This is a genomic window from Pseudobutyrivibrio ruminis, from assembly GCF_015057245.1.
GTDB classification, from domain to species: domain Bacteria; phylum Bacillota; class Clostridia; order Lachnospirales; family Lachnospiraceae; genus Pseudobutyrivibrio; species Pseudobutyrivibrio ruminis_E.
Genome location: NZ_SVET01000004.1, coordinates 136270 through 157259 on the forward strand (window position 1 = coordinate 136270; position 20990 = coordinate 157259).

At 39.2% G+C, this 20990-nt stretch carries 21 protein-coding genes; 17 read left to right on the forward strand and 4 right to left on the reverse strand.

Features of this window, described 5'->3' with window-relative positions; translation table 11 throughout:
• Nucleotides 1-8 precede the first annotated feature (8 nt).
• From E7274_RS05315 to E7274_RS05345, 7 genes are all read left to right on the forward strand, one after another.
• Nucleotides 9-836: a deoxyribonuclease IV gene (locus E7274_RS05315; RefSeq protein ID WP_304174338.1), complete on the forward strand. Its 828-nt coding sequence runs from the start codon at nucleotides 9-11 to the stop codon at nucleotides 834-836.
• A 23-nt stretch (nucleotides 837-859) separates the two neighbouring features.
• Complete coding sequence (locus tag E7274_RS05320) at nucleotides 860-1531, forward strand: methyltransferase family protein (RefSeq protein WP_304174340.1); 672 nt, start codon at nucleotides 860-862, stop codon at nucleotides 1529-1531.
• Nucleotides 1532-1544: 13 nt separating this feature from the next.
• A complete protein-coding gene (locus E7274_RS05325) occupies nucleotides 1545-2180 on the forward strand; it encodes a methylated-DNA--[protein]-cysteine S-methyltransferase (protein WP_304174342.1) in 636 nt (211 codons plus the stop codon).
• Between the two features lie 17 nt (nucleotides 2181-2197).
• The gene (locus tag E7274_RS05330) at nucleotides 2198-2551 is read left to right on the forward strand and encodes an arsenate reductase family protein (protein ID WP_304174343.1); all 354 of its coding nucleotides are present in this window, start codon (nucleotides 2198-2200) and stop codon (nucleotides 2549-2551) included.
• Between the two features lie 29 nt (nucleotides 2552-2580).
• Complete coding sequence (locus E7274_RS05335; RefSeq protein ID WP_304174346.1) at nucleotides 2581-2883, forward strand: Dabb family protein; 303 nt, start codon at nucleotides 2581-2583, stop codon at nucleotides 2881-2883.
• A gap of 150 nt (nucleotides 2884-3033) precedes the next feature.
• Complete coding sequence (locus tag E7274_RS05340) at nucleotides 3034-5538, forward strand: response regulator (protein ID WP_304174348.1); 2505 nt, start codon at nucleotides 3034-3036, stop codon at nucleotides 5536-5538.
• Nucleotides 5531-6892, forward strand: a complete 1362-nt coding sequence (locus E7274_RS05345) for an ABC transporter substrate-binding protein (protein ID WP_304174350.1) — start codon at nucleotides 5531-5533, stop codon at nucleotides 6890-6892. The genes E7274_RS05340 and E7274_RS05345 overlap by 8 nt, the downstream gene beginning before the upstream one ends.
• Before the next feature lie 2 nt (nucleotides 6893-6894).
• Here E7274_RS05345 and E7274_RS05350 read toward each other — a convergent pair whose 3' ends face one another.
• Nucleotides 6895-7476, reverse strand: coding sequence for an Hpt domain-containing protein (locus tag E7274_RS05350; protein WP_304174352.1), 582 nt, complete (start codon nucleotides 7474-7476; stop codon nucleotides 6895-6897).
• A gap of 85 nt (nucleotides 7477-7561) precedes the next feature.
• Between E7274_RS05350 and E7274_RS05355 the strand changes: the two genes are divergently transcribed.
• From E7274_RS05355 to E7274_RS05380, 6 genes are all read left to right on the forward strand, one after another.
• Nucleotides 7562-8563, forward strand: a complete 1002-nt coding sequence (locus E7274_RS05355; protein WP_304174354.1) for an HD domain-containing phosphohydrolase — start codon at nucleotides 7562-7564, stop codon at nucleotides 8561-8563.
• Between the two features lie 439 nt (nucleotides 8564-9002).
• Complete coding sequence (locus tag E7274_RS05360) at nucleotides 9003-9803, forward strand: hypothetical protein (RefSeq protein WP_304174356.1); 801 nt, start codon at nucleotides 9003-9005, stop codon at nucleotides 9801-9803.
• 65 nt (nucleotides 9804-9868) lie between these two features.
• Nucleotides 9869-10285: a DUF523 domain-containing protein gene (locus E7274_RS05365; protein ID WP_304174358.1), complete on the forward strand. Its 417-nt coding sequence runs from the start codon at nucleotides 9869-9871 to the stop codon at nucleotides 10283-10285.
• A 14-nt stretch (nucleotides 10286-10299) separates the two neighbouring features.
• A complete protein-coding gene (locus E7274_RS05370) occupies nucleotides 10300-10827 on the forward strand; it encodes a cysteine hydrolase family protein (protein ID WP_304174360.1) in 528 nt (175 codons plus the stop codon).
• A gap of 499 nt (nucleotides 10828-11326) precedes the next feature.
• Nucleotides 11327-11809: a GNAT family N-acetyltransferase gene (locus E7274_RS05375; RefSeq protein ID WP_304174362.1), complete on the forward strand. Its 483-nt coding sequence runs from the start codon at nucleotides 11327-11329 to the stop codon at nucleotides 11807-11809.
• Between the two features lie 19 nt (nucleotides 11810-11828).
• On the forward strand, nucleotides 11829-12704 hold the full coding sequence (locus E7274_RS05380; protein WP_304174363.1) for an aldose 1-epimerase family protein: 876 nt from the start codon (nucleotides 11829-11831) through the stop codon (nucleotides 12702-12704).
• Here E7274_RS05380 and E7274_RS05385 read toward each other — a convergent pair.
• Entirely contained in the window at nucleotides 12701-14062 is a 1362-nt protein-coding gene (locus E7274_RS05385) for an MATE family efflux transporter (protein ID WP_304174365.1), read from the reverse strand. The two genes, E7274_RS05380 and E7274_RS05385, sit on opposite strands and share 4 nt — an antisense overlap.
• A 211-nt stretch (nucleotides 14063-14273) precedes the next feature.
• Here E7274_RS05385 and E7274_RS05390 point away from each other — a divergent pair, with 211 nt between their 5' ends.
• Nucleotides 14274-15776 (forward strand): alanine/glycine:cation symporter family protein, encoded by a 1503-nt coding sequence (locus E7274_RS05390; protein WP_330598816.1) that lies wholly within the window; start codon nucleotides 14274-14276, stop codon nucleotides 15774-15776.
• Nucleotides 15777-15804: 28 nt separating this feature from the next.
• Here E7274_RS05390 and E7274_RS05395 read toward each other — a convergent pair whose 3' ends face one another.
• Entirely contained in the window at nucleotides 15805-16446 is a 642-nt protein-coding gene (locus E7274_RS05395) for a DUF4867 family protein (RefSeq protein WP_304174368.1), read from the reverse strand.
• A gap of 211 nt (nucleotides 16447-16657) precedes the next feature.
• Here E7274_RS05395 and E7274_RS05400 point away from each other — a divergent pair, with 211 nt between their 5' ends.
• Nucleotides 16658-18142 (forward strand): DUF1846 domain-containing protein, encoded by a 1485-nt coding sequence (locus E7274_RS05400; RefSeq protein WP_090481451.1) that lies wholly within the window; start codon nucleotides 16658-16660, stop codon nucleotides 18140-18142.
• A gap of 29 nt (nucleotides 18143-18171) precedes the next feature.
• Here the strand turns inward: E7274_RS05400 and E7274_RS05405 are convergent, their stop codons facing one another.
• Nucleotides 18172-18774 (reverse strand): HAD family hydrolase, encoded by a 603-nt coding sequence (locus E7274_RS05405; protein ID WP_304174370.1) that lies wholly within the window; start codon nucleotides 18772-18774, stop codon nucleotides 18172-18174.
• A 155-nt stretch (nucleotides 18775-18929) separates the two neighbouring features.
• On the opposite strand from E7274_RS05405, the gene rsmH reads away from it, so the two are divergent.
• Nucleotides 18930-19973, forward strand: a complete 1044-nt coding sequence (gene rsmH, locus E7274_RS05410) for a 16S rRNA (cytosine(1402)-N(4))-methyltransferase RsmH (RefSeq protein ID WP_090481454.1) — start codon at nucleotides 18930-18932, stop codon at nucleotides 19971-19973.
• A 16-nt stretch (nucleotides 19974-19989) separates the two neighbouring features.
• Nucleotides 19990-20946 carry a Gfo/Idh/MocA family protein gene (locus E7274_RS05415; RefSeq protein WP_304174372.1) on the forward strand — a complete coding sequence of 319 codons (957 nt, stop codon included), beginning with the start codon at nucleotides 19990-19992 and terminating at the stop codon, nucleotides 20944-20946.
• Nucleotides 20947-20990 lie beyond the last annotated feature (44 nt).

A 20990-nucleotide genomic window follows, 5' to 3' on the forward strand; every position in this document is an offset into this window, starting at 1 on the left:
GATTTTAAATGATATATATAGGCTGTCACTTATCAGTGACAAACGGATATGAAGCAATGGGACGTCAGATGGTGGATTTTGGAGGAAACACATTTGCATGGTTTACAAGAAATCCACGTGGTGGAAAAGCAAAGGATATAGAGCCAGAAGATGTTGAAAAGCTTCAGCAGATTCTTCAGGAGAAGAAATTTGGTACACTTGTAGCTCATGCCAGCTACACTATGAATCTTTGCTCTGCAAAGCCAGAGACCAGAGCAAATGCTCTCGATATGCTTAAGCAGGATTTGCAAAGGATGGAGCAGGTTCCAAATCAATATTACAATTTCCATCCAGGTTCTCACACGGGCCAAGGGCCAGAAATCGGAATTCAGCAGATTGCTGACGGACTTAATGAGGCATTATTTGAAGATATGCATACTACAGTACTCCTTGAAACAATGGCTGGCAAAGGCTCAGAGGTGGGCAAAACTTTTGAGGAATTAAGAGAAATTATTGACCGCACTACGCTTAGTGACAAACTGGGAGTTTGCCTTGATACATGCCATGTTTGGGATGGTGGCTATGATGTCGTAAATGATCTTGATGGTGTGCTTACACAGTTTGATAAAATCATCGGTTTGGACAGATTGAAGGCAATTCATTTTAATGATAGTAAAAATGAATGCGGAGCAGCAAAAGACCGCCATGAGAAGCTAGGACAGGGCTACATCGGTATGGAAGCCATGAAACGAATTGCAACACATCCTACTCTCCAAAATCTTCCTTTTATTTTGGAAACACCAAATGATGATGCAGGATATATCGAGGAAATAGCAATTGTAAACAGCTGGATGTAAGCTGATTATTGGGGGAGCAAGCTATGACAAATAAATTACTGATTTCTGCACTAATTAAATTTTTTGCTGGAGTAATATTAGTGGGATTGCTGCTATTTCCAGCGGCAGGAAGCTTTGCCTTTTGGCAGGCCTGGTTGCTTATGGGAGTGCTTTTTATCCCTATGTTTGTGGCGGGATTGATTCTGATGAAGAAAAATCCAGAGCTTTTGCGGAAGCGATTAAATGCAAAGGAAGAACAGATGGAGCAAAAGGAAGTGGTCTTGTTCAGCGGTCTAATGTTTTTGTCATCCTTCATAATTGCTGGTTTGAATTTCAGATTTTCATGGCTGGTGCTACCAGCGTGGGTGACGATTGCAGGCACAGTGATTTTTCTATTAGCCTATTTGCTATACGCTGAGGTGCTTAGAGAAAATGAATATCTTTCAAGAACCATAGAAGTGCAGGAAGGCCAGAAGGTGGTTGATACAGGCCTATATGGAATAGTGCGCCATCCAATGTATATGGCAACATTTCTGCTATTTTTAGCTATGCCAATTATCCTAGGCTCTATTTTTTCATTTGTAATAATGCTTGTATATCTTCCAATCATTGCAAAGCGCATTCGTAATGAGGAGAAAGTCTTAGAGGAAGGACTTGATGGATACAAGCAGTACAAAGAGCGGGTAAAATATAGGCTTATTCCATTTGTTTGGTAAAAGGGGGACTATAATGAAAACCAGAGAGGAAGCATTAAGCTACGGGCTTACATTTCCTTATACATATCAGGAGGCGCCATTTCACGATCCTAACTGGCAGCTTATTAGGGTGAAGCCAAGTAAAAAGGCGTTCCTTTGGTCATATGAAAAAGACGGGCAGATTTGTTTGAATTTGAAATGTGACCCTGAATGGAGAGATTTCTGGAGGCGCACTTATGATGCGGTAATTCCGGGGTATCACCAGAACAAGGAGCATTGGAACACTGTGATTTTAGATGGAAGCATTCCAGATGATGATGTTAAGAGAATGATTGCGGAAAGCTATGATTTGGTTACGGATTCTCCTACAAAACGTATATACGAAGCAGTAAAACGAATCCCACGGGGCAAGGTTGCCACCTATGGCCAGGTGGCTGCTATGGCAGGCAATCCTAAAATGAGCAGAGCAGTAGGAAATGCCTTACACAAAAATCCAGATTTTGAAAACATTCCTTGCTATCGAGTGGTAAATTCCAAAGGTGAGCTGGCGGATGAGTACGTATTTGGAGGAGCTGGCGTTCAGCAGAATCTTTTGGAGGCTGATGGAATCGTTGTCCAAAACGGAAAGGTAGATCTTGGTAAATTCGGAATGGATATTAATAATATTTAAATAGGAGGACTAGGATTATGATTAAAGTGTATTGTTATGAAAGATGTTCTACATGTAAAAAGGCTCTGAAGTGGCTTGATGATAACAAAATCAAGTATGATTTAATTGATATCAAAGGCAACAATCCAGACAAAGCTACTCTCAAAGCTGCATATGAAAAAAGTGGTCAGCCTCTTAAAAAATTCTTCAATACAAGCGGCCAGCTTTACAGAGGGATGGAGCTTTCAAAGAAGCTTCCAGATATGAGTGAAGAAGCGCAGCTTGATCTTTTGGCAACAGACGGAATGCTTGTAAAACGCCCGCTTGTTATTACTGATGATACAGTTCTTCTGGGGTTCAAAGAGGCCGAGTGGGTACAGGCGCTTAAGTAACGAAACAACTAATAAAAAGGAGAATAGACATGGTAAAACACATTATTTTATGGACACTTAAAGATGAGCTTTCAGCGGAGGAAAAGGAGCAGGTAAAGCTTGGCATCAAAGAAGGATTAGAGGGATTGTCAGGAAAGATTCCAGGAATGATTGATATCAAGGTCAACATCAATGGTCTTGCCAGCTCAAATGCTGATTTGATGCTTGATTCTACATTTGAAAGTGAAGAGGCTCTCAAGGGCTATGCGGTACATCCTGAGCATGTTGCTGTAGCGGATGGGAAGGTTAGACCATACACTAAAATCAGAAGCTGCCTGGATTTTGAAATTTAGAAATATGTATGACTTCTTGCTGACAATTTCATTTTTCTGTCAGCAAGAAGTCATAATTAAAGATTTGTTAACAAATTCCCTACATGTTAAATGTTATAATTAACCTGTACATTATAAGTTAATTGTGAACTAAGTACAGGGGGATGAGAGTTGAAGAAAAGATATATTGTTATTATCAATATTTTGATAGTAGGTTTGATTCTATGCATTATCGTGAAATATGCTAACGATAGGGCAGAAGAATCGAATCTTTCTTCAATTGCGTCTTTTGAAAAAATGACAACTACTACAGAGCAAATCGTCGCCAATTACTTGGCTGACGAGCAGCATTTGTGCGATATTTGGGCCAACTACATCAACGGGTCAGCCGAGGCTGGGACTCCGATGACAGTTGATGAGGCTATTTCTTATATTCGAAAAGCGAAAATATCTCCTGAAATATCAGGACATCTAATATATATTGACGACGGTTCTATGGCGGGCATATCTACTACCGCCAGGTCTACAGATCCGTCCGATTACTCAGTGAATTATTCCCATATTAATATTTTTGACAACTTTGAGGTAAGCAATGTAGAGGGGGCAGTAAACCTTACACGAGCATATACCAACCCTTTAAATGGCGTTCAGTCAATTGCCTTTTTAAACAACATAAAGGTTCTGGATAACGAAACAGGTGATATGCGTGATGCAATTATCATTCGAGTGGTGCCTGTAAGCCGACTAGAACAGAAGCTGGTTTTTTTGAAGGGTGAATACGAGAACGTTGAAATATCAATTATAGATTGGGATGGGGATTATATGATTCATGGTAAATCCCTGAAAAATAGTAATTTCTTTGAGTATTTCAAGTCATATAATCCTTTGTCGGCCCAGGAATATAGCGATGTAGTGGATAAAATCCATTCAGATAGTGGTTCGATGCATATTTATAATTCAAAGAATGAGGATTGTGTGATTGCATACACTCCTCTAAGTAGTTTAGATTCCTGGTTTCTTGTTGCATATATTCCAGCAGATGAGCTGACGGTGAACAAATCAATCGATTGGCTAATACTTGGAATCGTTGTTGCTGGACTTTTGATTCTTCTGACTTTTAACCTGATAATCCTTCTGAATTTTAATCGCAAACTAACAGTAGCGGCTGAGGCCGCAAATCAGGCAAATGAAGCAAAATCATATTTCTTGTCCACCATGTCTCATGATATAAGGACTCCAATGAATGCCATAGTTGGTATGAATGAAATGATTCTAAGAGATAGTCATGATGAAGAGATTCTAATGTATTCCGAAAATATCAGGGCTGCTGGCAACACTCTTCTTAGAATCATCAATGATATTTTGGATTTCTCTAAGATTGAAGCAGGGAAAATGGAAATCATTAATGTGGACTATAATTGCGCGTCACTCTTGAATGACATTGTAAATATGGTTCAGAGAAAGGCAGATGAGAAGAATCTTACATTCAAGCTAGATGTGGATCCAAATATTCCAAGATGTCTGCATGGCGATGAGATAAGGATTAAACAGGTTATCACAAACATTCTTTCAAATGCTGTGAAATACACAAAGGAAGGCGGCGTTACTTTTTCTATTAAGAGCAGTAAATGTGAAGACAATCCTGATTATGTAATGCTTCACGTGAGTGTGGAGGATACTGGAATTGGAATAAAAAGTGAGGATTTGGGCAAATTATTTGCAGCCTTTGAGCGAATTGATGAAAAGAATAATCGCAACATAGAAGGAACTGGCCTGGGAATGGCCATCGCCCAAAGATTTTTAAATATGATGGGAAGCTCAATTCAGGTAGAAAGTGAGTATGGTAGGGGCTCTGTTTTTTCATTTGATTTAAAACAAAAGGTAGTGAAATGGGAACCACTAGGCGAGTTCGACGCTGCATACAAGAGTTTTCTTAAGGAAAGAGAGCAGTACAAAGTACAGTTTGTTGCACCAGATGCACGAATTCTGGTGGTTGATGACAACGAGATTAATCTAAAGGTATTTGTAAATCTTCTTAGAGAAACAAAAATCCAGATAGATACCGCGGAAAGCGGAGATGCTTGTTTGACTTTGTTTAAACGAAATTTCTATGATGTGATTTTCCTGGATCATATGATGCCTGATAAGGATGGCATTGAAACTATAAAGGAAATGAAAGAGTGCAATGACACGCCGAACGCTAAAACACCTGTCATTTGCCTTACCGCAAATGCGGTATCCGGAATGAGGGAAATGTATATAAATGCAGGTTTTGACGATTACCTAACAAAGCCAATTGATACAGGACGTCTTGAAAATATGCTTCTCACGTATCTATCTTCTGATTTGATTAAAAAGGTGGCTGATGAGCCTGAACAGAAGCATAAAATTCTTTTAGTGGACGAAGATATTCAATTTCTCCGCAGGATTATGGCACTGTTTTCAAATAAATATGAGGTGGCAGTGTCAAAATCCACGGAGCAGGCAGAAGCCTATTTAAAGTCCCATGAAGCGGAGCTGATTCTAATGGATGACAAGCTTTCGGAATTAACTGAATGGGACCAAGAAAGGATTATTCGAGACAATTTTAAGGAGAAGAGTGAAAGGGAAATCACTACTCAGGTAGATGAGTTCTTTGCAAAGATTACTGACACAGAAAGGAGAGAACATGAATAAACAAATTAAATCATTATTAGCTATGACTTTCATATCGCTCCTGACAATTACGTACGTAGGCTGCGGACAGACTCAAAATCAGAGCGAGAATCAAGATGAGACTCAAGTTGAGACTCAGGCTGAACAACAGGAAGAGTCAACAAATGAGTTCTCTCCCAAATACGCGGCAGATACAGAGTACAGGGTTTCAGTGGTGGGATCTTATTCAAACTTTGAATCCTTGGAGAGTACCATCGACAGATTTTACGAGCACTATCCAAATGGTGAGATAGAGTACACATATCTGGATGACTACAGAAATACAATTGGCCCTGCACTTGCCGGACAGGAGCCACCAGATATCTACGTGGTGCAGCCATGGATGTACGGGGATGAGCAATTTGCACCACTGTTTGATGGGGCAGAGATTTTGTCTGACCCGGAGCTTGAAATCAATTTAGACTGTATTCGTCCTAGCATTAAATGGGAGATGGATGATGGAGAAATCCTCACATTACCTGTATTTGCCACATCCTATGGAATGCTTGTAAATATGGACATTTTTGAAAAGGAAGACCTTGAGGTTCCGACCACATTTGAGGAATTGAAGGATGTATGTGGAAAGCTTAAAGAAGCTGGCTATGAATCACCTCTTATGGGAGCAAACACAACAACTACGCCAGGTATCGGCTATGCATTTAGCTATCCTATGTTTGCCAAGACTGTAAAGGATGATAGAAGTATCGAGGAGGGCCTTAATAATTTGGAACCATCAGCAGGTGAGGCAATGAGGCCATCTTTAGAGCGATTACAAGAGCTTGTAGACTCAGGATGTATAGATGTAGCTAAATGTTCAGCGGAAATCGAAGATGACTACAATTCAGTAATCTTGAGATTTTTCGAAGGAGATGTTCCAATGATGCTTTGCTCAGGCGATGTTGTCTCTGGAACAAAAAAGAGAGAAGGACAGTCCGAAGCTTTTTCGTCTAACCCTTTCAACTATGATTTTTACGTAGCACCTTCTGGAGATGAAGGTGGATACTATATGGATTCAGTTTCAATATTATTCTGTGTTAATAAAAACAGTGCAAACCTGGACATGACAAATGAGTTTATCAGATTCCTTACTAGCGAAGAAGAACTTGGTTTGATGGCAGCAGAAAAACGACTCATCACTCCAACCAAGGATTATTCCCTTGATGAAGTGTACGCTTCACTATCAGATTTTCCAGAGGAACGAACTGTAAACTTTAGAGATACAGAAATCCTAGACACAGCAGTAAAGCAATATAGAGCAGCAGCCTACGCAATTGTAAATGGAGAAATGACAGTGGATGAAGCCGTTGAAAACTATGGTTCAATACCGACGGAGTAGGCCTATAAGCTACTAAGAATTTGCAGTGCAAGCTCTTTTGCTTCATCGAAATCTAGATTAGAAACAAGCTTATCCAAGTCTTTGATTTGGGTTGAAAGAGCTTCATCACATTTATAGGAAAGAAGCTGTTTTGCAGCATCTTCGGCGCTTCCTAAATCAAAGTCGTTCACAGCAGTGATGAGCATATTTAGAATATTTGACAGGGCTTCTTTATCAAAACTTTTTTGAGGCACAAGGCTATTTAACGCAAATGGCTCAAGATAAGTTTTGAGTCCTTTAAATGCATCTAAAACACCTGGTGTAAGGGCCTTGATTTGCTCCACGTTATTGTCCTTGCCGAGTTTTTCCAAAGTAAAGAAATCCTCGCCAAGCTTCATGGCACCAATCATGCGGCAGGTAGTTTTTAGGGAATGTACCTCGACCGTATAGTTTGCGATATTACCTGATGCAAGGTTGGATTCTACTGAAGCGACCTTGTCATCCATTAATTTGTATACATCACTGAGAAGCTCTATAAAGAGTTCCTCTGAACCAGCGTTTTTGATAGCTTTTTCTACATCAATACCAGGTATATTAATATTCATAAATCGTACTCCTCCATAAGTAGAGTATACCACTATCAAAATGCGGTATAAACCAGCAGGAGGATTACATTGGGGAGGCAAAAAAATGATTCCACAGATTGTAGTTGTAGACGATGATCCTATTATTTTAAAAAAGGCTTGGAATACTCTTACAAGCTCTGGGCTCAAAGCAGTAGTTTTGAAATCCGGAAAGGCCCTTTTGGATTACACTAAGGATAATCAGGCGGCGGACCTTATCCTTATGGATATTAGTATGCCTGAGATGGATGGCTTTGAAGTTATTAAGGAGCTTAAAAAGTGTGAAGCTGGCTGGAGGGATACGCCTGTGATTTTCCTTACAGGCAACGAAGATGAGGACACAGAGACAAAGGGGCTGTCACTTGGTGCAATGGATTTTATCAGAAAACCATTTGTGGCAAGTGTACTTGTGCTTAGGGTGAAGCATGCTGTGGAGCTTATCCGACTCCAACGAAATCTTGAGGGCATGGTGGAAGAGAAAACAAGGGAGAACGAGAATCTTTTTCTTCACGTAGTAGAGAGCCTTGCAGATGCCATCGACGCAAAAGACAATTACACAAAAGGCCATTCAGGACGAGTAGCGATTTTTTCAAAAGAGATAGCTAGAAGATATGGTTATGATGAGAAGCATCAGGAGCAAATTTTTATGATGGGGCTTCTTCATGATGTTGGAAAAATAGGAGTTCCTGATGAAGTTATAAATAAGCCGGGAAGACTTACAGACGAAGAGTTTGCCAAAATTAAGAAGCATCCAGGTATTGGTGGCAAGATTCTGGGCAATATCAAGGAAATGCCTGAGCTTGCAGCAGGCGCTAAATGGCATCATGAAAGATACGATGGAAAAGGTTATCCAGAGGGGCTCTCAGGTGAGGACATCCCGGAGGAAGCCAGAATCATTGCTGTGGCAGATGCCTATGACGCCATGACAAGCACCAGAAGCTATAGGGGAGCTCTGCCTGTTGAAGTGGTCCGCGGAGAGATAGAAAAAGGCAAAGGCTCCCAGTTTGACCCTAAGTTTGCAGATATTATGATTGAAATGATTGATGAAGGTGCGTTCCCATATGTATAAGCGAATTAGGCTTGTATAGGGCAGTTGATACGGGAATATAGGAGCTAGTTGTTGACAAATCTGAATTCTGACGTTATATTATACAAATATCTTTTTCATTAACTTTTATTTATAACATTTTAAAGAGTCTTATTTTATTTTCAGAGAAAAAATCCCAATTTTACGAAAATACTACGGTTCAAATTAGTATTTCTATTTTTCGACCGTAGTAATAAAGAGCAGTAGTAGTGATTATGAGTTTTACCTACGGCTATTATTGCGTTTATGTGATTACAACCGTAGTGTCGGTTGGTGTCCTACGGTTAAGATTTGCAAGTTCAAATAATAGCCGTAGGTATTTTGTGGATTTGATGAAATCGCTACGGGTGAGATTACAAAAAAACTAATCTCAACCGTAGGAAAATCGAAAATCTAATATTTTTTATAGGAAATAGAGTATATGAAAGATTGTAAAGAATTATTAATAGAAAAACAGACGGCAATAAATGAGTTGTTGCAGAAATCTCAAAAGAATTTAGTCAAGTATAGGGGGCTGCCTAATAAGAGAATTAGGTCATCCACAAGCAATAATTGCGTTCAGTATTATTTCGTTGATCCTGAAACAGGTGAAAGTAAATATGCGAAGAACGATGAATATACACTGGTAAAGAAAATAATACAGCGTGACTACGAGGTGGCAGTAAATAGTAAGCTTAAGAAAATGGAAAAGGAAATAGAAAAGACTATTAAAGGATGTGACTTTGAAGATATTCATTCTATTTATAATAAGCTTCCATTGAGCAAGCGAAATATAGTTGTTCCAATTGTAGAAACAGATGAAATGTATATAGAACGCTGGAAGCTGGAACACGCCGGAAATCAAAACACATTTTTTGAGGATGGTAAAATCCAAACAAATAATGGCGAAAGAGTTAGATCAAAGTCAGAAAAGATAATAGCTGATTTGTTTGAAAAATATAACGTGCCTTACGTATACGAACCGTATTTAGAGCTTTCTATCGGACATATTGTATACCCGGATTTTGCAGTTCTTAATGTAAGAGAGAGAAAGACTATTTATTGGGAGCACTTAGGGCTAATTGACAACGAAGATTATGCCAAAAAGAACATGCTAAAAATCTATGATTACAGCAGAAGTGGCTATCACTTAGGGGATAATTTGATTTTGTCTATGGAAACATTTGATACTCCGCTTAATAGTAAGGATGTTATACACAATATAGTGAATTATTGCATTTAACAAGTGTTGACTTGATAAACAACAAATGCCATAATGCGCCTAGAAATTAAGAGGAGAATACTTAAATGGTCATAGGCGTTAGTGCATGTTTATTAGGTGAGAATTGCAAATATAACGGGGGCAATAATTATAGTGAAAAGACCCTTGAATATGTAAAGGGGCATGAGGTTGTACCTGTTTGTCCTGAAGTTTTAGGAGGGCTTCCTACACCAAGGGAATCAGCAGAAATAGTTGATGGTGTTGTAAAGCACAAGGATGGTAGTTCTGTAGATGCAGAATTTCGAACTGGTGCAATGAAGGCTTTGCAAATACTAATAGATAAAAAAGCAGAGCTTGTGATACTACAATCAAGAAGTCCATCTTGTGGTGTTAATACTATTTATGATGGTACTTTTTCAGGAAATCTAATTCCAGGAAATGGTGTGTTTGTTGAGCTTCTCAAGCAAAATGGAATAAAAGTAGTAGATGTGGCAGACTTATAGAAACGGGGGCAATAATGGTTTTACTGGTTATTGATGTACAAAAAGGAATTACAGACGAGAGATTATACAATTATCAGGAGTTTATAGAAAATACATCAAGGTTGATTCAGACAGCACGAAAGAATGATATAGAGGTCATTTATGTACAGCATGACGATGGCCCAGGTTCAGGTTTCTCTGCAGGTGATGAGGACTATGAAATTGCAGACCAGGTTGCGCCAATAGGCAATGAGAGGATTTTTACCAAGACAGTGAATAGCTGCTTTGGAAATCCAGATTTTGTATCTTATCTTCAGCAGACAGGCACAAAGGAACTTATGATAGTAGGTCTCCAGACAAATTTCTGCATAGATGCCACAGTAAAATCTGCTTTTGATAGAGGCTACCAGGTTATTGTTCCAGCCGGATGCAATTCTACATTTGATAATAACTACATGAATGCTGAGACTACATACAGATATTACAATGAGATGATGTGGCCTGAGAGGTTTGCAGACTGTGTAGCTATCCAAGAAGCAGAGCGACTGTTGAGGGCAAATTGAGTCTAAGCATGATGTATAGTTAGAGTATCTATTGTTCTAAAGATGTGCGAGTGAGAATAGTTATCATTATTGAAGTTATATAGTTATAAATAGTGAATCCGACTTGCTATTTTATAACGAATCAGATTATCTAAACTATATTTGGACTTAAAAATTCAATTATTTTCAAAATCCTACGGTTGAAAATGTAATTTCGAATTCTCGTCCGTAGATATATTACAAAAGATCATTGAAAACAAGCTTTACCTACGGCTAATTTGTGAGATTTTTAAACCCAACCGTAGTAGCACAAGTGGACCTACGGCTAGATTTTAGATTTTCAAAAATTAGCCGTAGGTTTTTTGGTGTTTAAAAGATAATCCTACGGTTGAAAAATCAGAAAAGAAATCCCAACCGTAGGATTTTGAAAATAGAATCAAAATAACAGGATATGAAGACTAATTCTTGCTAGAATAGACACAAAATGCCATAATGTGTCTAGCAAGAAAGGGAGGCCAACATGCGAGTAATCGAAAAAGCTACAGCAAAAGACAAAGACGAAATTTTAAAACTCTATAAATCCCAGCTTGGTAGGGAATATTGCCCTTGGAATGAATACTATCCTACAATGGAAGAGATAGATTTTGATTTATCCAGGGATGCTTTGCTTGTAATGAGAGAAGAGGGCAAGATAATTGCTGCTATTTCAATAGATGACGATGATTCTGTTAACAATTTAGAGTGTTGGACAGATGAATTACAGCCAGGTGGAGAGCTTTCAAGGCTTGCGGTTAGCCCTGATTGCCAAGGTAGAGGCTTAGCTAAAGAAATGATTGAAAAAGGCTTGGAAGAGCTTAAAAATAGAAGTTACAAAAGCCTTCATTTCTTAGTTAATAGACATAACATGAAAGCACTTAAATGTTATTCGGCATTCCCATTTAATAAGGTGGGTGAATGTGAGTTGTATGAGCAGCCAATGCTATGCTACGAGATGGAATTATAATTTGGAAGGATAATATACTATGAACTACACATTAGAAAATGACAAAATAAAGCTTACAGTTGCTGAGCATGGAGCTGAGATTAAATCACTTATTAGAAAAGCTGATGGGAAGGAGCTTATGTGGCAGGCAGATGCTGCATACTGGGGACGTACAGCACCAGTGCTTTTTCCACTTGTAGGAAATTACTATCAGAAAAAGTCAGTATACAAGGGCCAGACATATGAAATGGGGCAGCACGGTTTTGCCAGAGATATGGATTTTATGCTTGGCAGACAGACTGAAAATGAGCTTGTTTTTTTACTTAAGGATAACGAAGAATCGAGAAAGAAATATCCATTTTCATTCCTACTTGTAAGCACTTACAGATTGGAAAATGATACTGTAAATGTTGAATGGAAGGTTGAAAATCCAAACGAAGAAACTATGTACTTCTCAATTGGAGGCCATCCAGCATTCAATTGTGATTTAGACACTTATACACTCCGATTCGAAAAAGACAATCAGCCTAATTCAAAGATTACTGCAAATATTATTGCAGATGATGGCAGTGGCTGCTTAGGAGATGAACAGAAGCAGTTTGTACTTTCTAATGGAGTTCTTGGAATGTCAGATGAGCTTTTTAGCCGAGACGCCCTTATCATTGAGGATAGACAATCAGATAAGGTGACACTCATTGATGACAAAGGTCAGGATGTAATAGCAGTTAAGTTTGATGCACCACTTTTTGGTGTATGGTCTCCAGTAGGAAAGCACGCACCATTTGTATGTATCGAACCATGGTATGGACGATGTGATAGAGTAGGCTTTAATCAAAAGCTTGAAGAACGTGAATACGGAAATACGTTAAGTATCACAGACATATTCCAGGTAAGCTTTGATATTCAGGTTTTCTAATTAGGAAAAGCTGTATTAACAGAAATCTTACTTCTAAAGTAGGTAAGATATCTAATCCATGCAGTAACGCCACTAATGAGCCAAACAACGCCTGAAGAAATCCAAATTCCTGCTTCGCCAAATCCTAGATAACTGCAGAATAATGCAGGAATAGTGAAGCGACCGATGACCTCGACAATTCCGTTGAACAATGAAAAGAAGGCATCGCCGATTCCGGTTAGGACACCGCGAATGACGTAAATCATTCCAAGTGCAAGGTAGAACAGGCTAGTGATTCGAAGGCCCATGGCACCAAGCGAGATGATGGCCTCATCCTCTACAAAAAGCCCAGTGATGGCCTGGCCAAAGAATTGCATAATAAAAATTAAAAATATAGTCAGTATAATCATGATACGAATTCCAGAATAGTATCCTGATAGTACACGATCATTTTTCTTGGCACCGAAATTCTGCCCGCTAAAGGTAGAAATTGAGGTGCCAAGTGTTGTATATGGCTGATGTATTAATTGTTCAATTCTGTTTGTAGCAGTGAAAGCGGCAACCACTATAGTGCCGTAGGAATTTACAATACGCTGAACGGCCATTGATGAGATGGCTATCAATCCAAACTGAATAGACATTGGTACACCAAGGCGAATAACCTTATAACACATCTGACGAGAAAGCTGAATATCATTACATGTAAAACGGAAATACGGATTAGTTCTATATGCATGAAGGCTGCAAAGAATAACTGATGTTAACTGGGAAAGGATAGTAGCAAGTGCTGCACCCTGAATTCCTTTATGAAGAACACACACCATAACGATATCCAGTGTGATATTTAAAACTATAGAAAATATCAGGAAATACAAAGGTGTCTTAGAATCTCCAAGAGCTCTAAGCATAGAGGATAGAAAATTGTATAAAGAAACAAAAAGCAAACCTACGCACATATATCGAGTGTAGGAAATGGCATCAAAAAGAATATTTTCAGGTGTGCTTAGAATTCGTAAAAATTGAGGAACAAAAATAAAGCCCAAAGTACCTATTACAAGTGGCACGATAAGCATAATCAATGCAGTATTAACAATACATTTTTTTACATTGGCATCTTCGTGTGCACCGTAAAATTGGGAAACAACAATTCCGCCGCCTCCGCCTATTCCGTTACACAAGGCAAAAAATAGAAATGTGATAGAACTGGTGGCACCGATAGCAGCGAAAGCGTTTGCACCTACAAATCGGCCAACGATGATAGAATCTGCAAGGTTGTATATTTGCTGAAAGATATTGCCAATAAGGGTTGGAAGGGCAAATAACAGAAGATGTTTAGTTGGGTTTCCTTGGGTCATATCTGTAATATTCTTGCTTGTCATATGTCGTTCTCCTTATGGCACTTTTCCCACATTATATCTGCATTTTTAGGGTATGTCTTAGCAATAATTGCTAACAAAATAATAAGAATAAAAAAATACTTTACTTTAGCTTGGTGAAGCGTTAGAATATATCTAAAATTGTCTTGCGCAGGAGGACAAATGTCCGTACGATACGCAACTAGCCAAATAAGATGTAAAGGGAGATATGCCTGTGGAAAGAGTTTTATCAATCGTAGAAAAGGTTAATAGTGCAGTAAATGGATTCGTATGGGGCTTGCCAATGCTCATTCTTTTAGTGGGTACAGGTATTCTGATGACTTGTCTGACCAAGTTTTTCCAGATTACTCACATCAAGCATTGGATAAAGAATACTATCGGTGGTATTTTCAAGGACTCACATGTTACAGCACACACAGATAAAGAGGATACTCAGATTTCTCAGTTCCAAAGTCTTTGTACAGCACTTGCAGCTACAATCGGAACAGGTAATATTGCCGGTGTTGCAGCAGCTATTGCATCCGGTGGCCCTGGTGCCATCTTCTGGATGTGGATTGTTGCATTCTTTGGAATGATGACAAACTTCTCAGAAAATGTGTTGGGCATTTATTATCGAAGAAGAAACGAGCGAAATGAGTGGTGCGGTGGTGCCATGTATTATCTTAGAGACGGTCTTGGTTCTAAAAAGGGCATGAGACATGTGGGCTCAGGGCTTGCTGTTTTGTTCAGCGTTTTCTGTATCGGAGCATCTTTTGGTATTGGAAACATGGGACAAGTAAATTCAATTGCAGTAAATATCAAATCTGCTTTTGGAATCCCAGCTATTGCAACTGGTATCTTCCTTATGATTCTTGGCGGTCTTGTTATTGTTGGCGGTCTTAAGAGAATCGCATCAGTTACAGAAAAACTAGTGCCTTTCATGGCAGTTATCTATTTAATTGGTGCGTTAATCGTTTGTGTTGTCCATATTGATCAGGCAGGAGCGGTATTCACTTCTATTATAAAGGGAGCCTTTGGTATGCGAGCTGTTGGCGGCGGTATTGTAGGTAGTGGCGTTGCCATGGCTGTTCAGTGGGGAATGAAGCGAGGTGTATTCTCAAACGAAGCAGGTCTTGGTTCATCTGTAATGGTTCATTCCAGCTCGAATGTCAGAGAGCCAGTAGTTCAGGGAATGTGGGGAATCTTCGAAGTATTTGCAGATACAATTATCGTATGTTCGATTACCGCATTTACGGTTCTTTCAAGCGGTCTTGTAGATTTGGAAACAGGAGCCGTTATTTCAGACCAGGTATCAACAGCCCTTGTGGCAGAAGCCTTCTCAACAGTATTTGGCAAGTTTGGATATGCATTTATCGCAATTGCGATTTTACTCTTTGCTTTCTCAACAACACTTGGCTGGAGCCAGTATGGTAGCAAGGGATTTGAATATTTATTTGGTAGAAAGAATGTAAAGATTTATCAGGTGATTTTCGTAGCCTTCATCGTAGTAGGAGCTACTATGGATTTGAGTCTTGCATGGGATATTTCAGATACTCTCAATGGTATGATGGCTATTCCAAACCTTATCGGTGTGCTTGCACTTAGCGGAACAGTTATGAAGATTACTCAAAACTATGTTCAAAGAAAGATTCTTCATAAGGATGTAAAGCCTATGCTTTCAGCATTGGATCATATTCAGACAGTCCATGAAGAAGAGATAAAAAAAATGGCGGTTTAAACCGCCATTTTTTTATGTTTATTTAGATTTAGATGTCGGCAGCGATATCGATGTTTTCACCTGTAATACCAACCCAAGCGCCATCTTTTGCTTCAGAGCTTTCAGCGTGAGCTAGAAGCCATTTGTTTGTGGCTGTCAAAAGAGTATCTTCCTTGTTGTCAGCTGTAAACTCAGGCTTGCCAACATTTGTGCCCTTTGGAAGGCCAACTAAAACCTGGAATCCTGAATCCTTGTGAGCCTGGCATGGAGCATAGTGAAGAGCAGTAGCATAAACTTCAATCATTACGCCCTTTGGACATAAGAAAGCCTTTACCTTGCTAGAATCAAGCTTGTAATCAACGATTTCCTCTCTCTTTGCAAGAAGAAGGATGAAATCTGTAGCTCCCATGTTGATTTCACTTGAACGGTGATACTCAAGGCAGTTGAGCTTTGTGTTGTGACCATTGCACCAACCAAACTGCATTGGAGAGCCACCAAATAGGGAATTAGTAATCTTGTCTGCAGCAGCTAAGCTCTGGAGGGCTGGTTCCTCGGCAACGTATTCTGTGCCTTCTGGAATAGGAGTGTTATCTCTCAAAGCCTCCATGATAGCTTTCTTTTCTGCATCATATCCCTCGATGATTCGACCGTAGCCTATAAACTCTGGATCTGTTACTTTTAAAATTTCCATAATTATCCTCCTAGTACATTATTTACCTTAAATCCTAATAAAATACTATAACGAGCAGATTGTTTTGTCGTAGCAATTATTTAACTATTAGTGGCTAAAAATTGATTTGTTTTTATACTAAAATTATTGGATTAAAAGCCCATCCATGATAAACTTATAGCCATTAAAAGATATATTTCAATCATTTGATTTTATTTAGAAGAAGGAAAATATGAGAAAATTAGGATTCAGTAACGAAAAGTACACAGAGATGCAATCAAAAAGAATTAGAGAGCGCATCGATCAATTTGGTGGAAAGCTTTATCTTGAGTTTGGTGGAAAGCTTTTTGACGATTACCATGCGTCAAGAGTTTTGCCAGGATTTAAGCCAGATGCAAAAATCACTATGCTCAAGGAGCTTGCAGACAAAACAGAAATCGTAATCGCTATCAAGGCTGGCGATATCGAGAAAAACAAGGTTCGTGGGGATATCGGTATCACTTATGATATGGACCTTCTCAGGCTTATCGATGCTTTTACAAGCTATGGCCTTTACGTAGGTTCTGTTGTTCTTACTCAGTTTGCAGAGCAGCCATCAGCAGTAGCATACGAGAAAAAGCTTAAAGCTCTTGGTCTTAAGGTATTCAGACATTACATTATTCCAGGTTACCCATCAAACATTCCATTTATCGTATCGGATGAGGGATTTGGAAAGAATGATTACATCGAAACAACTCGTCCACTTGTAGTTGTTACTGCACCTGGTCCAGGAAGTGGAAAGATGGCAACATGCCTTTCTCAGCTTTACCATGAGTCAAAGCGCGGCGTAAAGGCAGGATATGCTAAGTTCGAAACATTCCCAATCTGGAATTTACCACTAAATCATCCTGTAAACCTTGCATACGAGGCAGCAACAGCAGATTTAAATGATGTCAACATGATTGACCCATTCCATCTTGAGGCATACGGCGAGACTGTTGTTAACTACAACCGTGATGTTGAAGTTTTCCCTGTTCTTAAGGCCATGTTCGAGAAGATTTCTGGCGAATCTCCATACAAGTCACCTACAGACATGGGTGTAAACATGGCAGGAAACGCAATTGTTGATGATGATGTTTGTAGAAATGCATCAAATCAGGAAATCATTCGTCGTTACTATGAGGCCGTAGTTGCTAAGCGCAAGGGCGATGGAAGTGATTCAGCTATTCAGAAGCTTGAGCTTTTAATGGAAAAGGCAGGCATTTCTGTATCAGACAGACCAGTTGTATCTGCTGCAAACATCAAGGCAGATCAGACTGGAGTACCATGTGCAGCTATGGAGCTTCCAGATGGTCAGATTATCACAGGTAAGACATCTCAGATGCTTGGTGCTTCATCAGCTATGATGCTTAATGCACTAAAGCATTTAGCAGGCATCCCTGATGAGATTAAGCTTATTTCACCTGAGATTCTTACACCTATTATGAATCTTAAGACAAAGCACTTAGGTGACCACAATCCACACCTTCATTTGAATGAGCTTCTTATTGCTCTTTCAATGGAATCAATCAGCAACGAAAATGCAAAGAAGGCATATGATTGCATTCCAATGATGGAAGGTGCAGAGGTACATTCATCAGTTATTCTTTCTTCTGTAGACGTAGGTGTATTTAAGCAGCTTGGGGTTCACCTTACATGTGAGCCACGTTACGAAGGCAACAAGCTTTATCACAGCTAATTAAATAGAAAAAAATAGAAGCTCTTTTATTACAAAAGAGCTTCTAATTCTTTAAGGGCAATTTCGTGATTCTTGTCCTTTGCCCATACGGCATTCAAACCGCATTCTCTGGCAGCGATTACGTTTGGTTCGCTGTCATCAATAAATACGCATTCCTCAGGAACTAAATTATATTTTTCGATTATACGATTATAGATGGCATGATCTGGCTTGATAAGCTTTTCTTCATATGAGAATACGCCGCCATCAAGCATTGGAAGAAAATCAAGTTGCTTTAGTGCGCCTTCCCTCATGTGAGAAGACCAGTTTGAAAGGTAAAGCAGCTGATAGCCACGATTTTTTAAATCCCGAATCCAATCCTTTGCAAAGTCGTACTGCCAAAGAGCATCACCAGCAGTCTCCCAAAAGTGAATGATTTCATCCTTTATATCAGGAGCATCCTTGATAAAAGAGGCTACTAATTCGTCATTTGTAAGAACGCCTCTGTCAACCTCAGCCCATTTCTCACCAAAGACATTAGCCTTGATTCGCTCAACTAGCTCAGCATCGTTATTAAATTCCTTCATCATATATGCAGTCCAATCATATCCAATAAGGACTCCGCCAATATCAAAAATAATAGTTTTTATCATGATAATCCCCTTTACATGTAAGCCTAAATTTAAACGTCAGCTAATAGTTTAGCAAAACTGTTGTAGAACTTTCAATCCTATTGATACTGTTTGAGGCCTTATATTATAATTTAATAGATCTGTTAAATAAGAAAAAATTAGAAATATGGAGAAATATGGAAGAGAAAAAGCATAAACGTCGAGTTCATTACTCAGGAAAATATCCAAAGAAATTTGAGGAAAAATATAAAGAGCATAATCCTGAAAAATATGCAGATACAATTGAGCATGTAATCAGCAAGGGCTCAACACCTGCTGGCATGCATATTTCCATTATGGTACAGGAGATTCTTGATTTCTTGCAGATACAGCCAGGGCAGCAGGGTTTGGATTGCACCCTTGGATATGGTGGACACACCAGAAAGATGCTGGAGCAGCTTCAGGGGCAGGGCATTATGTACGGCTTGGATGTTGATCCAATCGAATCGGCCAAAACAGTAGAACGCTTGCGCACCGCCGGTTTCGGAGAGGACAACTTCCAGTTTAGACTTATCAATTTTGCAAACATAGATAAAGTTGCCGAAGAGGCAGGCAAGTTTGATTTTGTTCTTGCGGATTTAGGTGTATCCTCAATGCAGATTGATAATCCTGAGCGTGGCTTTTCATATAAGATAGATGGTCCATTGGATTTAAGACTAGATCCAGATCATGGTGAGAGTGCAGCAGAACGTCTTCACAATATCACAGAGGAAGAATTTGTTGGAATGATGATAGAAAATTCTGATGAGCCATACGCTGAGGAAATCGCACACAAGGTGTTTACACTTATGGCAAAAGGAAATCCTATGGACACCACCACAGCCCTTCGAGAGGCAATTGCAGAGGCACTTTGGAAGGTGCCAAAGGATGAGAAGGACCAGGCTATTAAAAAGAGCTGTGCCAGAGTATTCCAGGCACTTCGTATAGACGTTAATAGCGAGTTTGAAGTGTTATACTCATTCCTTGAAAAGCTACCAGGGATTTTAAAGCCAGGTGGCAGAGTTGCCATCCTTACCTTCCATTCAGGAGAGGACAGACTCGTAAAGAAATCATTTAAGGAATTGAAGAAAGCAGGAGTATATGCTGATGTTTCTTCAGATGTGATACGTCCATCGGCGGAGGAATGCAGAATCAATCCTAGAAGTAAATCTACCAAGATGAGATGGGCAATAAAGCAGTAAGAAAGCGAGGAGAATAATGGTTTTAGGAATAGCAGGAAACGGTGTTATTGTTGGGGAAGTGCTTTCGTTTATTGACGAGATTGAGTTTGAAAAGATTTATATCTGTGGCAGAGAGAAAAGCAAAGATAAGCTGGATGCCATGGCAGCAAAATATCATTTAGATACCGTATTTACGGACTATGATGAAATGCTTAAGTCTGACGTTGACGTAGTATACGTAGGTGTACTTAACGATTTGCATTATGAATACTCAAAGAGAGCTATTTTGGCAAAGAAGCATGTTATTTGCGAGAAGCCTGTTACAAAGAGTCTTGCTGAATTTCAGGAGCTTGTGGAGTTAGCAAAAGCCAATAACGTTATGTATTTTGAGGCTATGAGCATCTATCATATGCCAGCCTACAAGCAGTTACAGCAGGATGTTAAGCTGGTTGGAGATTTAAAGCTATGCGTATTCAACTATAGCCAGATGTCCAGCAGATACAGCAAGTTCCATAGCGGTGAAATGGTGCCAGCGGTATTTGATCCGGCCCATAACGGAGGTGCTCTTCGTGATTTAAATGTTTACAATATATCTGCAATGGTTGGCCTATTTGGAGAGCCTGATTCTGTAAGATATGATGCAAATATGGAAAAGGGCGTAGATACAAGCGGTGTACTAACTGCAGACTATGGCAATTTTAAGGTTCTTTGCATTGGAGCAAAGGATTGTGTGGCACCTGGTCCATCTACAATCCAGGGTGTTGATGCAACAATCTGCATTTACCCTCATGTAAATGGTATGACAGAATATGATGTTCTTTTCAATGATGCTGATACAGAAACAAAAGAGGTTTCACTCTCGGATGGAAGTCATAGACTTTACTTTGAATTTGCAGAATTCAAGCGCATCATTCAGGAGAAGGATTTTGAAGCCAATGAAAAATTGCTTAAATACAGTGCTCAGGTAATGAGCATTATCGATAAAACGAATTAATAATTCACAGTTTTACACAATAAATATGCTAAAATAAACGGAGT